Origin of the sequence: Gordonia sp. UBA7860, from assembly GCF_002500165.1 — a bacterium.
GTDB classification, from domain to species: domain Bacteria; phylum Actinomycetota; class Actinomycetes; order Mycobacteriales; family Mycobacteriaceae; genus Gordonia; species Gordonia sputi.
This window is the reverse complement of sequence record NZ_DLSO01000190.1, coordinates 1-14,404: the sequence shown is the minus strand read 5'-3', so window position 1 is coordinate 14,404 and position 14,404 is coordinate 1. Positions and strand designations below refer to the sequence as shown.

General features: G+C 66.5%; 12 protein-coding genes and 1 pseudogene. All 13 read right to left on the bottom strand.

The window, feature by feature from the left end; all coding sequences use genetic code 11:
* A pseudogene (locus tag B3T59_RS22685) lies at nt 1–265 on the bottom strand (SMC-Scp complex subunit ScpB); the annotation flags it as partial.
* Entirely contained in the window at nt 262–1,200 is a 939-nt protein-coding gene (locus B3T59_RS22680) for a segregation and condensation protein A (protein ID WP_287005203.1), read from the bottom strand. The gene B3T59_RS22680 and the pseudogene B3T59_RS22685, both read right to left, overlap by 4 nt.
* Complete coding sequence (locus B3T59_RS22675; protein WP_251724014.1) at nt 1,197–2,144, bottom strand: ParA family protein; 948 nt, start codon at nt 2,142–2,144, stop codon at nt 1,197–1,199. Before B3T59_RS22675 ends, B3T59_RS22680 begins: the two co-directional genes overlap by 4 nt.
* 103 nt (nt 2,145–2,247) lie before the next feature.
* On the bottom strand, nt 2,248–3,180 hold the full coding sequence (gene xerD, locus B3T59_RS22670) for a site-specific tyrosine recombinase XerD (RefSeq protein ID WP_287005202.1): 933 nt from the start codon (nt 3,178–3,180) through the stop codon (nt 2,248–2,250).
* The gene (locus tag B3T59_RS22665; protein WP_251724012.1) at nt 3,177–3,830 is read right to left on the bottom strand and encodes an NUDIX domain-containing protein; all 654 of its coding nucleotides are present in this window, start codon (nt 3,828–3,830) and stop codon (nt 3,177–3,179) included. The genes xerD and B3T59_RS22665 overlap by 4 nt, the downstream gene beginning before the upstream one ends.
* On the bottom strand, nt 3,827–5,581 hold the full coding sequence (locus B3T59_RS22660) for a CTP synthase (protein ID WP_251724011.1): 1,755 nt from the start codon (nt 5,579–5,581) through the stop codon (nt 3,827–3,829). The genes B3T59_RS22665 and B3T59_RS22660 overlap by 4 nt, the downstream gene beginning before the upstream one ends.
* A 193-nt stretch (nt 5,582–5,774) precedes the next feature.
* The gene (locus B3T59_RS22655; protein WP_287005201.1) at nt 5,775–6,710 is read right to left on the bottom strand and encodes a copper transporter; all 936 of its coding nucleotides are present in this window, start codon (nt 6,708–6,710) and stop codon (nt 5,775–5,777) included.
* Nucleotides 6,711–6,713: 3 nt separating this feature from the next.
* Nucleotides 6,714–7,895 carry a putative cytokinetic ring protein SteA gene (gene steA / locus B3T59_RS22650; protein ID WP_287005204.1) on the bottom strand — a complete coding sequence of 394 codons (1,182 nt, stop codon included), beginning with the start codon at nt 7,893–7,895 and terminating at the stop codon, nt 6,714–6,716.
* Between the two features lie 92 nt (nt 7,896–7,987).
* Nucleotides 7,988–9,811, bottom strand: a complete 1,824-nt coding sequence (gene recN, locus B3T59_RS22645) for a DNA repair protein RecN (protein WP_287005200.1) — start codon at nt 9,809–9,811, stop codon at nt 7,988–7,990.
* Nucleotides 9,811–10,890 carry an NAD kinase gene (locus B3T59_RS22640; protein ID WP_005206981.1) on the bottom strand — a complete coding sequence of 360 codons (1,080 nt, stop codon included), beginning with the start codon at nt 10,888–10,890 and terminating at the stop codon, nt 9,811–9,813. Before B3T59_RS22640 ends, recN begins: the two co-directional genes overlap by 1 nt.
* Nucleotides 10,891–10,946: 56 nt before the next feature.
* A complete protein-coding gene (locus B3T59_RS22635) occupies nt 10,947–11,843 on the bottom strand; it encodes a TlyA family RNA methyltransferase (protein WP_287005199.1) in 897 nt (298 codons plus the stop codon).
* 44 nt (nt 11,844–11,887) lie between these two features.
* Nucleotides 11,888–12,145 carry a hypothetical protein gene (locus tag B3T59_RS22630; RefSeq protein WP_287005198.1) on the bottom strand — a complete coding sequence of 86 codons (258 nt, stop codon included), beginning with the start codon at nt 12,143–12,145 and terminating at the stop codon, nt 11,888–11,890.
* A gap of 12 nt (nt 12,146–12,157) precedes the next feature.
* Entirely contained in the window at nt 12,158–14,299 is a 2,142-nt protein-coding gene (locus tag B3T59_RS22625; RefSeq protein ID WP_287005197.1) for an HAD-IIA family hydrolase, read from the bottom strand.
* Nucleotides 14,300–14,404 lie beyond the last annotated feature (105 nt).

The following is a 14,404-nucleotide window of genomic DNA, read 5'->3' as shown; positions in this document are numbered from 1 at the left end:
TCAGGTCAGCCGCCATCTGAGTGAGCGTCGAATGCACGCGTGCGCGGTTGTCGCCGACCGCCGAGGCGAGTTCGTCGGCGGTCACCGGCGTGTCGACGACGAGCAGCACGGCTTCGAGCGCCGCACGCAGGCGCGCGTCGTCGAGAACTGGTTCGGAGTCTGCCTCGTCGACCACGTCGCCGACGTCGAGCGCCGTCTGCTCGGGCGTAACGCTCTCGGACGAGTGGGCGCCTGGATCGTCTGGACCCGCGTCGAAGTCGGTCATTCGTAGTCCTCCGCTTTCTCCATGCGTAGTTCCTCGCGGTCGCGCTCGCCCGTCCACGACACCTGGAGTTCTTCGAGTGCCTCGGGCTGCTCGAAGGTGACCGCACGCTCACGGAAGAGTTCGAGCAGTCCGAGGAAGCTGCCGACGACCTCGAGTCCGTTCTCGCAATCGGCGACGAGCGCGCGGAACGTCATCCACTCGCCAGGGCTGGCGGCAAGCAGCGCGGCCATGCGTCGCGCCTGCCCGGGCACCGACACCTTGTGCATGTCGTGAAGGTGATCGAGACCGACCGTCGGGATAGGACGTGGTGTCAACGCCGCGACGGCGACCTCGGCGAATCCGTTCGCATCGACGCCGAGCGTCACCTCGGGAAGCAGATCGGTGAACTGCTGCTCCAACGACACCGCGCGCGGATAGCGCTGCAGCGCCGCGGCTTCGAGTTCACCGAACAGCGCGGCCACCTGCTTGTACGCGCGGTATTGCAGTAGTCGCGCGAAGAGCAGGTCACGTGCTTCGAGCAGCGCGAGATCCTCCGGGTCGTCGACCTCTCCGGTCGGCAACAACCTCGCCGCCTTGAGGTCGAGCAGTGTCGCGGCGATGACCAGGAACTCGGTGGTCTGCTCGAGTCCTAGCTCTGAACCCATCTCCCGCGTGTACGCGATGAATTCGTCGGTCACCGCATGCAGCGCGACCTCTGTGACGTCGAGACGGTGCTGGCTGATGAGGTTCAGCAGCAGATCGAACGGACCCTCGAAGTTGGCGAGCTTGACCCGAAAGCCCTGCTCCTCGCCCGCCGTCGCCCCTGCCTCTACAGTGCCCGCCTCTGTGGTGCCTGCCTCTGTGGTGCCTGCCTCTGGGGCCTCGACGTCGGTCGTGTCGACCTCCGAGTTGCCAACCTCAGCGGCGTCGGCCTCGGCCGTGCCGGTCTCGGTCATGCCTGCTTGACGTTGCGCGCGATGACCTCGCGCGCCAACGCGCGATATGCCTTGGCGCCCGCGGACTTCGGCGCCCACGACGTGATCGGTTCGCCCGCGACGCTGGTCTCCGGGAAGCGAACGGTACGAGCGATGACGGTGTCGTACACGGCGTCGCCGAAGACCTCGACGACGCGAGCCATCACCTCACGGGAGTGCAGGGTTCTGGCGTCGAACATCGTGACGAGGATGCCGCCGAGGGTGAGGCGGAAGTTGAGTCGGTCGCGCACCTTCTCGATCGTGTCGGTGAGCAGCGCCAGACCGCGCAGACTGAAGTACTCGCACTCCATCGGGATGATCACTGTGTCGGCGCAGGCAAGGGCGTTCACGGTCAGCAACCCGAGCGATGGCTGGCAATCGATCAGTACGACGTCGTAGCGGTCGAGAACGGGATGCAGCGCGCGGCCGAGGGCTTGTTCGCGTCCGACTTCGCTGACGAGTTGGATCTCCGCGGCAGACAGATCGATGTTCGACGGCAGAAGGTCGAGGTTCTCGACGCGCGTACGCATCAGCACATCCTCGATCGAGGCGTGCGGCGGGACCAGCAGGTTGTAGACGGTCTCGTCGAGTTGGTGATGCGGCACGCCGAGACCCGCAGACAACGCACCCTGCGGATCGAGGTCGACCAGCAGTACGCGTCGTCCGTACTCGGCGAGCGCGGCACCCAGGTTGATCGTCGACGTCGTCTTGCCGACGCCGCCCTTCTGATTGCACACGGCGATGACCGTCGCCGGTCCGTGTCGGTCGAGGGGCGCAGGCGGCGGAACGTCGCGGTAGGGACGCCCGGTGGGGCCGATCTCGTCGTCGGGATGATCGCCCTCGTCGATGTCGATCCCGGACGTCACATGGAGGCGGTACTGATCGTCGGTATGACCTCCCGACCGCGGTGTACTCGGTGTGCTCACGTACCCGCCTTTCTCACTGATCACGTATCGACGCCGCTTGTCAGCCTAATGGTTCACTGCACCGAAGCCGCGGAGCATCGCCGCACGGCCCCTTCGACGACGCTCAGCGCGCTCTCGGATGGGCTGTGGCGTACACCTCACGCATCGTGTTGACCGTGACGAGGGTGTAGACCTGCGTCGTCGTCACCGAGGCGTGCCCGAGCAACTCCTGGACCACTCGCACATCGGCGCCGCCATCGAGGAGGTGCGTCGCGAATGAGTGCCGCAGGGTGTGCGGTGAGACGGCCGTACCGATTCCGGCCCGCTCGGCGGTGTCGGCGAGCACCTGCCACGCTCCCTGCCGGGTGAGCCTGCCACCGCGCGCGTTGAGGAACAGCGCGGGCGTCGAACGTGTCACCAGAGCGGGCCTGCCCCGCACCAGGTACGCCTCGATCGCCCCGACGGCAGGTCCGCCGACGGGCACGAGACGTTCCTTTCCGCCCTTGCCTCGCAGAAGGGCGGTGCGCGCGTCGGTGTCGAGGTCGTCGACGTCGAGCGACGTCGCCTCGGTGATGCGTGCTCCGCAGCTGTAGAGCAGTTCGAGGAGCGCGCGGTCGCGCAGCGCACGCGGATGGTCGCCCGCCCCGGCTTCCTCCAGGATCGCGACGACGTCGTCGACGGGCAACGCCTTCGGGAGACGTCGCGCTGGACGCGGTGGCCGCACGCCGTGCGCCGCGTCGGCGGGCACGACGCCTTCGGCAGCGGCGAACTTATGAAAACCTCTGGTGGCCACCAGGGTTCGTGCCACCGAGCTGTCGGCGAGTGGTGTTGTCCCGGCTTCCTCGTCGCCGCGTCGCAGATCGACGAGGAACTCGCGCACGTCGTTCTCGGTGACCTCCGAGAGATCGACGATCCCTCGCCCCGTGAGATAGCGACGGTAGCGGTCGAGGTCGCGGCCGTAGGACGCAAGCGTGTTGGGCGCCATGCCGCGTTCGACGGTGAGGTGGTCGAGGTACCTCGACACCACGTCGTCGACTCGCGTCCCGGTGGTGGTCACGTCGACGCCTTGCCCGCTTTGCGATCGGCGAAGGCGTGGGGCTTGTCGCGCCACGGCGAATCCGGCGTACGCAACGATGCCCCGGTGCGGTCCGCGGCGTCGAGCGCGAGAATCCCCGATACCGCGGTAGCGTTCACGATCTCGCCCGACAGCACCATCGCCACGGCATCGTCGAGTGCGACCCACTCCAACGTCATGTCGGCCTCTTCGTCTTCGCGTTCGGCCACGTGGTGGTGAGACAGTTCTTCGGCGAGGTAGACGCGCAGCGCTTCGTCGGTGAACCCTGGCGAGAGGTCGAGGTCGACCAGAACCTGCCACCGCTGCGCCCGCAGATCGGTTTCCTCCGCGAGTTCGCGCTGTGCGGCGGCGAGCGGCCGCTCTGCACCGCCCTTGTCGAGCAGCCCCGCTGGAATCTCCAACAACCTGCGACCGACAGGATGCCGGTACTGACGCACCATCGCGATCCTGCCGTCCTCATCACGCGCGACGACGGCAACGGCACCGAAATGCTCGACGACTTCGCGTTCGGCGACCCGACCGCCAGGCATCTCTACCTGATCGAGGCGAAGCGCGAGGATCGCTCCGTCGTAGACCGCTTCGCTCGACTTCACCGCGAAGTCGTGGGCGCCGGGTCCGGTGCTCTCGCTCAAGCGTCCTGTTCCTCGACCTCGACGGTGACGTCGTCCTCGACCGCCGCCGCGGGCGGTGGATCGTAGTCGCCCAAGTCCACCGGAAGTCGTTCTGCTGCTTTGTACTTCAGCGAAGCGTCGATAAACGAACGGAACAACGGATGGGGACGCGTCGGCCGGCTCTTCAGTTCGGGGTGAGCCTGAGTGCCCACCAGGAACGGATGAATCGACGCGGGGTACTCGACGAACTCGACGAGATGGCCGTCCGGCGAGGTGCCGGAGAACACGAGCCCCGACGCCGCGATCTTGTCGCGATAGGAGTTGTTGACCTCGAAGCGGTGCCGATGCCGCTCGGACACCTCTGTCGAACCGTACGACTCCGCGACGATGCTGTCGGGCTTGAGCGTCGCCGGGTAGGCACCGAGCCGCATCGTGCCGCCGAGATCGGCTTCTCCGGCAACGATCTCGGTCTGGTCGGCCATCGTCGAGATGACGGGGAACGGGGTGTCGGGATCGAACTCCGTCGAGCTCGCGTCCTCGAGACCCACCGAGCGCGCGGCCTCGATCACGATGCACTGCAGGCCGAGGCACAGACCGAGTAGGGGAATGCCTCGACGCCGCGCGTACCGGATCGCGCCGAGCTTGCCCTCGATCCCGCGGATGCCGAAGCCACCGGGGACCAACACGCCGTCGACGTCGCCGAGCGCTGCCTGCGCACCCGCCTCGGTGGCGCATTCGTCGGACGGAACCCACTTGATCTCGGTCTTGGCGCGCCACGCGAATCCGCCCGCGCGGATCGCCTCGGTCACCGACAGATACGCGTCGGGCAGGTCGACGTACTTGCCCACCAACGCGATTCGGACGGTCTCACGCGGCTCGTGCACACGGTTGAGCAGTTCGCCCCACACCGTCCAGTCGACATCGCGGAACGGCAGCCCGAGCTTGCGCACGACGTAGGCGTCGAGTTGCTCGGAGTGCAGCACCTTGGGGATGTCGTAGATCGACGGGGCGTCGGGCGTGGAGATGACGCCGTCGATGTCGACGTCGCACATCAGCGCGATCTTCTTCTTGAGCCCCTCGGGCACGTCGCGATCGCACCGCAGGATCAGCGCGTCGGGCTGGATTCCGACGTTGCGCAGCGCGGCGACCGAGTGCTGGGTCGGTTTGGTCTTCAGCTCACCCGACGGCGCGAGATAGGGCACCAGCGAGACGTGGATGAAGAAGACGTTGTCGCGGCCGACGTCGTGACGGATCTGGCGGGCGGCTTCGATGAACGGCAGCGACTCGATGTCGCCGACGGTTCCACCGATCTCGGTGATGACGACGTCTGGCGGCTCACCGTCGTCACCGGGCGCACGCATCGCGAGCACCCGCGACTTCAACTCGTCGGTGATGTGCGGGATGACCTGGACGGTCTCGCCGAGATACTCGCCGCGTCGCTCCTTGGCGATGACTGTCGAATACACCTGTCCGGTGGTGACATTCGCCGACTGCGAGAGATTGCGGTCGAGGAATCGCTCATAGTGTCCGACGTCGAGGTCGGTCTCGGCGCCATCCTCGGTGACGAAGACCTCACCGTGCTGGAAGGGGTTCATCGTGCCTGGATCGACGTTCAGATACGGATCCAGTTTCTGCATGGTCACGCGCAGACCGCGCGCTGTGAGTAGTTGGCCGAGGCTCGACGCCGTCAGACCTTTTCCGAGCGACGATGCGACGCCGCCCGTAACGAATATGTGCTTCGTGCCTTCATGCACGTGGCGAAGTGGTCGCAAAACCCGTCTCTCCCGTCGGCTGGATCAGGCCGGAAAACCTGTTGACCTACGGGACTCCAGGGTAACACCCATCGACGGTTCTCCGCTCCGCCACACCGGAAGCGGCTCCGCGGAGGGTGTGATCCGCGTCCTGATCTCTCCGGCCGGCCGGGCTGGGTCGTCCGCTCGGACAGCCCGGCCCGGGCCGTCGTCGTCAGGTCGACGGTCGGTCGGTGGCCCCGACCGTTATCGCCTTGGCACCCGCTCCGGTGCCGTAGGCGCCGGTCCGTCCGCCCTTCTCCTCCTGCAGGACCAGGATCGACGTGATGCGCCCGGTCTGCTGATCGACGTTGTCGACGGTGGAAACGGCATTGCCCAGACCGGGGTCCGAGCGAACGACGGCAATCGGCGAGCCACCAGCGGTCGAACCCGTCCGACCGAGCAGCGCTCCCCCATCGCCGCGCCCCGAGAGTGCTGCGGCGAAGCGGGCGACGAGTTGTCCCTGCGCTCCGGAATCCTTGGGGTAGCCACCGCCGGTCACCACGATGGCGAGGTCAGCAGGTGTCGAGCCCGCCCCGTCGTAGTCGATGAACCCGCCGTCGCGTAGTGCCTGCAGTCCGGTGCGCCTGTCGTCGGCCGACGCGGCACCCTTCCCACCTCGGTCGAGCGTCAGAGCGCCGAGCAGGTCGCCCGTGCGACCACCGGAATCGACCAGTTCGGCGCGCAGCGTCGATCCCGGAGGAATCGTCTGGTCGATGATCGTCGAGAGTTGCTCGGATTTCTGATCAGCGACGAACTGCGGCGTCAACGCGATCTGACCCGACACTTTGGCGCCCGCGCCGGCGATCGCGTCCTTGACAGCAGCGACGTCGGCGTCGACCGCGCCGGGCGCGGTCACCACCAAGACCGACTGCCCGCGCAGCGTTCCGTCGATCACCCGTCCGGTGATCGCGGTATCAAAACTGTTGGCGCTGTTGAGCTGGTCGTTGAGTTGATCACGCTCGTCCTGCAACGCCCCGATGCGATCGCGACTGGTGCCGGTCAACGAGTTCATTCTGTCGCCGACGAAACCGGAGCCGATGAACAAGCCCACCGCCAGTGCCAGAAACACCGCGGCGAGCGAGATCGCATGCTGCCGAACCGAAATCATTGCCTACCTGTTCCAGACCCCGCGGGCCCACTCGACGAGCTGATGCCACTGTGCGACAACCCAATCGGTCACTTCGCCGCCCGCGCTCGACAACATCACCGCGGCGATGACCGCGATCAGCGCGGCGAGCACCACGAAGGCCACGGCCGCTCCCGACACGCGGCTCCTGTACAGCGTCGCAACGGCTTTCGCGTCGACCAACTTGGGTCCGACCTTCATTCGGGTGAGGAAGGTCGACGGATTGCTCTCGCGCCGCGAGCGGTCGAAGAAGTCGTCGAGGGTGCCACCATAGCCAACGGTGACGATGAGGTCGGCACCGTGGTAGTCGGCGAGCAGCAGAGCGAGATCCGACGCCGCGCCGGCCGCGGGGAACGTGGTCGCCCCGATTCCGAGGTCCTGGATTCGCTCGAGCCCCGAGGCATGGCCGTCGGTGTCTGCCGGAAGTACCAGTTGCGCGCCGCATTTCAGCGTCGCAATCTTCATCTCCTCCGGATCGCCGACGATCAGCGAGGGCTTGTACCCGGCCTTCGTCAGCGTGTCTGCGCCTGCACCGACACCGATGATCACCGGTGAGTACTCCTTGATGAACGGCTTGAGAGCGCGTAGATCGGCCGCGCGGTCGGGCCCATCGCCCACGATCACGACGTGCTTGCCGACCAGCGAGACCTCGATGTCGGGCACGCCGACCCCGTCGATCAGCAGTGGGGACTCGCTCCGAATGAACTCAATCGTGTTGCCGGAGAATGCTTCCAGGTGATCGACGAGCCCCGTCTTGGCCTCGATCATCATGTCGGCGATCTCGTGCTCGTCGAGCGTGGTGCCGCGCGCGAGGCGTCGCTCACCGACGAACACCTTGCCGTCGTCGACCCGGAGTTTCGCGCCGTCCTTGACTCGCTTGAACACCTCGGGTCCGACCTCGTCGACGAGGACGATCCCAGAGCCGACAAGCACCTCCGGTCCGAGGTTTGGGTAGCGCCCGCTGATGGAGCGGGACGCATTGACGACGGCGACGACATTGGCCTCGACCAGTGCGTCGGCGGTGACGCGGTCGAGGTCGACCTCGTCGAGGATGGCTATGTCACCCGGTCCGACTCGATCGATGAGGCGGCGGGTGTTCTTGTCGATCCTGGCGATACCGGACACGCCAGGCAGTTCTTCGGAGTTACGTGCGAGCAGTGCGGGCATCTTCATGCACCACATGATTGACCGTGCGCCGCGCAGCCTCGGGGAGGCGCGCCGCAACATGGGCAACTTTTGTCACACGAGTATCAGCTGTTTCAGCGCTTCTTGCGAGTGCTCCTTGCTTTCGTCGCTGCGCTCGTCGCCTCGTCTGCCGACGATCCGACGGCGTGCGCCTTCTCGCTGTCGGCGGTGGCCAGTAGTTCCTCCGCATGCGCCCGGCCCGTGTCGGATTCGCCGAGTCCTGCGAGCATCCGCGCCAATTCGGCGATGCGCGCGTCACGGTCGAGTGGCCTCAGGGTGCTGGTCTGCGCACGATCGCCGGATTTCGAGGTCTTCCCGATCACCAGGTGGTTGTCGGCGAAGGCCGCGACCTGCGGGAGATGGGTGACGACGATGACCTGGTGTGCCCGTGCGAGCCCCGCGAGCCTGCGCCCGATCTCCACCGCTGCCCGTCCACCGACACCGGCGTCGACCTCGTCGAAGACCATGACCGATCCCGACGTCGGCTCTGCCAGAACCACTTCGAGCGCCAGCATCAGTCGTGAGAGTTCGCCGCCGGACGCCGATTTCGCGATCGGCAACGGATCGGCTCCGGCGTGCGCGACGAGCGCGAACTCGACACGGTCGGTGCCATCGCCACCTGCATGCGCGGCCGCACCGTCGACCGTGATCGTCAGCCGATCCTCGGGCGCCGCGGCGTCGGGGATGACACTCACCGACAGTGCGGCGTCGCCCATGGCAAGGCCGGCCAGCTCGGCCGACACCTTGCTCGACATGGACGTGGCCGCCTTACGACGGATGGTTCGCAGCGTCGACGCCGCCGACTCCACGTCGGTGCGTGCCGATGCGGCCGCCACCTCGAGTTCGTCGATCGAGCCCTGCGGGTCGTCGATCTCGGAGAGCCGACGTTCCGCGGACTCACGCCACGCGATGACGCCGTCGATGTCGGGTGCGTACTTACGCACCAGAGCCTTCAGCTCGCCCTGGCGGGCGAGCAGCTTCTCGAGTTCGTCTGCGTCGCTGGGTAATCCGGACAGAAAGGACGACAACTCGTCGCCGATATCCGTGACGACGGTCAGTGTCTCCGACACGCGACCGGCCAGGGTCCGTAGTTGCGCGTCGGCCGCAGACTCCAGGAGCGAGCGGACCTGCCCGAGACCGTCGACGAGTGAGCTGTTGTCGCCCGCGACGACGTCGTGCGATCCCGCAGCCGCCGAGCGGATCGACTCGAGATCGGAAAGTCGGCGAATGGTGTCGGCGAGCGCGTCATCTTCTCCCGGCTGCGGGTCGACAGCGGCGATCTCGTCGATGCCGAAGCGCAGTCGGTCGGCCTCCTGCGCGAGTTCACGATGGTTGGCGCGTCGCGCGTCGAGTTCGTCGAGAACCGCGACCCATCTCTCGCGCGCTGAGCGATACCGCTTCAGCGCGGCGGCCGCCTTGTCTCCGGCAAAACTGTCGAGGGCGTCACGCTGATGGTCAGGGCGGAGGAGACGCAGTTGATCGTTCTGGCCGTGAATCGTCAGCAGCGCACCCGTGAACCTGCCCATCACACCGACCGGCACCGACCGCCCGCCGAGGTGCGCGCGCGAACGACCGTCGGAGCCGACGGTGCGGACCACGATGACCGAGCCGTCGTCATCGAATTCTGCACCAGCGGATTCGACGATGTCGGCGACGGCGGCTCGCGTGGCGGCGTCGGCGGAATCAGCGAGTCGGAACCGCCCTTCGACGGTGGCCTTCTGGCTTCCCGAACGCACTCGCCCGGCGTCGGCACGCGCCCCTGAGAGCAGGCGCAGACTGGTCACGATCATCGTCTTGCCTGCACCGGTCTCGCCCGTCAGCACGGTGAAACCGGGACTGAATTGTGCGGCGGCCTGATCGATGACGCCGAGGCCGGAGATCGACAGCTCTTCGAGCACTAGTTCCCCTCACCCTGCCGCCCGCGCCAACCGGTCACCGGCAGGTCGAATTTAGTCACGAGCCGGTCGGCGAACGGATCGGAATCGATGCGTACCCACAGCACCGATCGGTCGCTGCGGACCACTTCGACGCGTCCGCCAGCAGGGACGAAGATCTGGCGTCGACCGTCGCACAGGGCGATCGCCGACCGTCCGTGCTTGTCGATCTCCACCGCGATCCGCGACCGAGGGCTGGTCACCATCGGCCGGGCGAACAGCGCATGCGCATTGCTCGGAACGATCAGGATCGCTTCGAGGTCGGGCCACATCACGGGCCCGCCGGCGGAAAAGGCGTAGGCAGTCGATCCTGTCGGTGTCGACACGAGTACACCGTCGGCTCCGAACGCGGACACCGGCCGACCGTCTACTTCGGTCACCAACTCGAGGACGCCGTTATTGGTTCGGTTGAGGATGGCGACCTCGTTGAGTGCCCAGCTACGACGCACCTCGTCCGGTTTGGTCGGATGGCTGATCGAGATGTCGAGGGTCATGCGCGGTTCGACGCGGTAATCACGCGAGATCAGCTGGGCCATCACGTCGTCGATGCGATTGGCCTCGGCTTCGGCGAGAAAACCGATGTGTCCGAGGTTGATTCCGAGCACCGGAACACCCGCCGGATAGGCGAGTTCTGCTGCGCGTAGGAATGTTCCGTCGCCCCCGAGCACGATCACCACCTCGCACCCCACGGCCGATTCCGGGTCGCCCATCGCGACGGTGACGTCTGCACCGAGTTCGCGGAGTCCGTCGATGTCGAGCGGGTGGCTCGGAGGCCGCCTGGGGCCGTGATCGCGGTCGGCGGGATCGTCGTCGCTCGCGTCGTCGGGACCTGCTCGATCGTCTCGTCCACGGAGGTCGACGTCGTCCTGCGTTGCGGGGTTATCGGCAGTGAGGTCGTGGTCGATGATGCGTAGGCCGACGCCCGCGGCTGCGCAGTGGCGTGCGATCGATTCGACCGTACGGGTCACCACGGCACGTCCGGTGTGCGCCACCACCATGAACTCGCGCTGACCGGACACGGCGACCACTGATTCGTCGATCACCCTGTTCCTTTCACAGTTCCCGAGTTCCTTTCACCATTCCCGATCTGCAGGCACACTCAGCGAGGTCCCTCGTCGACGGCACGGTGGATCATCCCCCGCAGCTGCGCATCATCCGCAATGTCGGCGACATCGTGTGCGCCGCCACCAGTCTCCCCGAAAGTATCGCTCGAGGGAACGTCGGCCCGTGCGTGGTGGTCAGTGGGACGGTATGTCAGCCACAAGAAATACTCGACGTTGCCCGACGGCCCCGGCAGCGGGCTCGCCACGACGTCCCTGGTGATCAGCCCGAGCTTCGCTGCGTCCCGCGCGACGTGGTACACCGCCTCGGCACGCAACTCGGGGTCGCGCACAACGCCACCGGAGCCCACCCGGTCCTTACCGACCTCGAACTGCGGTTTGACCATGGGCAAGAGGTCGGCGCCAGGCCGGACACTCGCGGCGAAGGCCGGCAAGACCAGCGACAGCGAGATGAACGAGAGGTCGGCTACGACGATGTCGACGGGGCCCCCGATGTCGTCGGCGTTCAGGTGACGAACGTTGGTACGGTCGTGCACGTCGACACGATCGTCGGACTGGAGCCGCCAGACGAGCTGCCCGTAGCCGACATCCACCGCTACGACCTCGGCCGCTCCACGTCGAAGCAGAACGTCCGTGAACCCTCCGGTCGACGCCCCCGCGTCGAGACAGCGCTTGTCGGCGATACTCAAACCCTGCGGCTCGAATCGTTCGAGTGCACCGAGCAGTTTGTGCGCACCCCGTGACGCCCAGTCGTCGCGGGGACCGTCGTCGGAGACGAGGATGGGGGTGTCGCGCGACACATTGGTAGCGGGTTTCGCGGCGAGCACCCCATTCACGGTGACCTGCCCCGCCTCGATCAGCTCACGAGCCTGCTCTCGCGAGCGCGCCAACTTCCGGCGGACGAGCTCGGCGTCGAGCCTTGCGCGCGTAGCCACTCAGTGGGCCCCGAACAGGTTGATGATCCTCGACAGGTTGGCTGTCATCGGGGATCGACCTCGGCCAACGCTGCGGTGAGCACGTCATGAGCCTTCTCCAGCAATTCGGTCTGCCGCGCGAGCGCCGCGAGATCGAAGGTGTCGCCTGCCTGCTCGCGAATGTGGTCGACCTCGTCGAGCAACGACTGGACCGACTCCGTGACCGGTATCTGTGGCTCGGACGCAACGTCGGAGGGTGCGGCCATCTGCGACCCGGGCCGCAGATGTGCACCGGGAACGGGGCGCGGTTGCTGGTTGTTCATGACACGACCACGCTAGCGCAGGTCACCGACGCCGAGCTTGTCGATCTGCGCTCGAACATTCGGATCGTCGCTCGTGATCGTGACATCTGATGGATCCACCGCCTCGGCGTCGACGTCGCGGCCGTCGATCAGTGCCCACGCGGTGTTCGCGAGTGCAGGCAGAAGCGCGGCGTGCGCGGGCTGCTCCCCGGTGGCAGTCACCGTGACGGTCGAACCGGACACCGTGACGCTCCAGTCCGGCTGGACTCCGATTCGGACCGACGCCTCGTCGTCCAGCAGGCCCGTCAGATCGTCGATCACGTGTGAGGGTCGCTGCTCGGGTGGCGCAAGTAGCAGATCCTTCGGAGTGCTGACACCTGTCAGGACGAGCGCGCTGTCGAGGCCCACCGAATGCGCTCCCTGGATGTCCGTGTCGAGTCGATCGCCGACGACCAGCGAATTGGTGACTCCGCTACGCTTCATCGCATCCGCCATCAGCGGTGCAGCAGGCTTACCCGCGACGAGAGGTTCGGCGCCGGTCGCGTTGGCGACAGCGGCGACCAGTGACCCGTTTCCGACAAGCAGTCCACGCTCGGAGGGCAACGTCGCGTCCGTGTTGGTGGCAATCCACAGCGCACCCGCGCGGATCGCGAGAGCGGCCTCCGACAGCGTCGACCAGTTCGTATCCGGCGAGAATCCCTGGATCACGGCGGCTGGACGGTCGTCGGCGCTCCTCGCGACTCCGACTCCGACCTCGCGCACCTCCTGCGCCAGTCCGTCCGTACCGAGCACGAGCGCACGCGAGCCTGGCTGCACGTGTTCGGAAAGCAGACGAGCCGCAGTCTGCGCGCTTGTCACAACCTGATCCTCGGTCGCCGAGAAACCCATCGAAGCGAGATGTGCTGCAACCTCATTCGGACGTCGGCTCGCGTTATTGGTGACGAAGATCTGGGGAAGGTCGAGAGCGTCGAGGGTTTCTCGCGCTCCATGGGTCGGCTCCTTGCCTGCGAACACGGTGCCGTCGAGATCGAGGAGCAACGCCTCGTAGTGATCGGCCAGCGACCCTTCCGGCGGAGCCTGCGGCTCCGGCGAGGATGCGTTCGAACGCTTCGCCGCCGGCGTCGACGGTTCAGGAGCTTGCACAGGAGTCGTAGCCGTCGACGCCGTGCTCGAGGGAGCAGGTGCCTGCTCGGATGATTCTGTAGCCGATGTCGTTGCGGGTTGCGCAGGCGCGCTGGAGGTCTCCGACACGGATTCTGCACCACCAGCGGCCCCACCCACGGTGTCGGTCTCTTCGATGTCTTTGGGGGCACCTACAACGTCGACGACATCTCCGCCATCGGAATTCTCGCCTTCCGATGCGGTGTCGGGACTCATGTCCTCCGAGAGCTCCATCAGGCGGAACTCCGCATCGGTGGCATCGTCGACGTCCGCGGCGGCGGCATTCATGTACCAGGTCACTGCATCATCGCGACGGTCAGCGGCCAACAGTGCGGATGCATAGGCGTAAAACAGCCGTGCGGCCATCGTGCCGGTCCGCCCCGGTGCCAGATCTTCCGCCTGAAGCGTGACGAGTGCTTTCGCGGGTTCGCCGGCATCGATGCGAGCGCCCGCCTCGACGATGTGCATTTCCGTCGCCTCGTCGCCGGTGAGCGAGCGGCCCTCTTCACTACGAGCGATTTCGATGGCACGTTCTGGGCGGCCGAGCCCGCGTTCCGCGTCGGCGATCAACGGCAGAAGAGATGTACCGCCATTGATTCTGCGTGCGGCACGCAACTCGGTCAGAGCTTCCTGCCATTCACCGGCGTTGTACGCCGCGATTCCTGCGGTTTCACGGACCAATCCGACCCTGGAGGCGCGTTCCCGCGCTGCGCGTGCGTGAGCAAGCGCCAAGTCCGGATCGGAGTCGAGAAGTTGAGCGACCATCACCAGGTGACGCGCAACCCGATCTGCGTTTGCCTTGTCCAGCGTCAGCAGATCCCGACGGACTTCTTGGTCGAGATCCGATGCCACGACGTCGTCGGGCAACGGCGGACCCGCCGGCCGACCTTCCGAGCCCCGCCGGTCCGAACCGCGTCGATCCGACACGCGTCCTCGTCCATCAGGCCCACGCCCGCGACTGTCCGCCCCACGCCCGCGGCCTCGTCTGTCTTGTCCCCGATCGCGATCGTTCATGACTCTCAATCTATGCCCTGCGGGGTCCTGGTGCGGAATCCGCAGCGACCCGGAGCACCCGCGTGAGTGAACTGTAAATGCTTCTGAATGCAGTAATGCCCCGCA

Coding starts and splice junctions, on each gene's coding strand:
- B3T59_RS22680 (WP_287005203.1), bottom strand. CDS start 1,200: ATGACCGAGACCGGCACGGCCGAGGCCGACGCCGCTGAGGTTGGCAAC.
- B3T59_RS22655 (WP_287005201.1), bottom strand. CDS start 6,710: ATGATTTCGGTTCGGCAGCATGCGATCTCGCTCGCCGCGGTGTTTCTG.
- steA (WP_287005204.1), bottom strand. CDS start 7,895: ATGCCCGCACTGCTCGCACGTAACTCCGAAGAACTGCCTGGCGTGTCC.
- B3T59_RS22630 (WP_287005198.1), bottom strand. CDS start 12,145: ATGAACAACCAGCAACCGCGCCCCGTTCCCGGTGCACATCTGCGGCCC.
- B3T59_RS22625 (WP_287005197.1), bottom strand. CDS start 14,299: ATGAACGATCGCGATCGGGGACAAGACAGACGAGGCCGCGGGCGTGGG.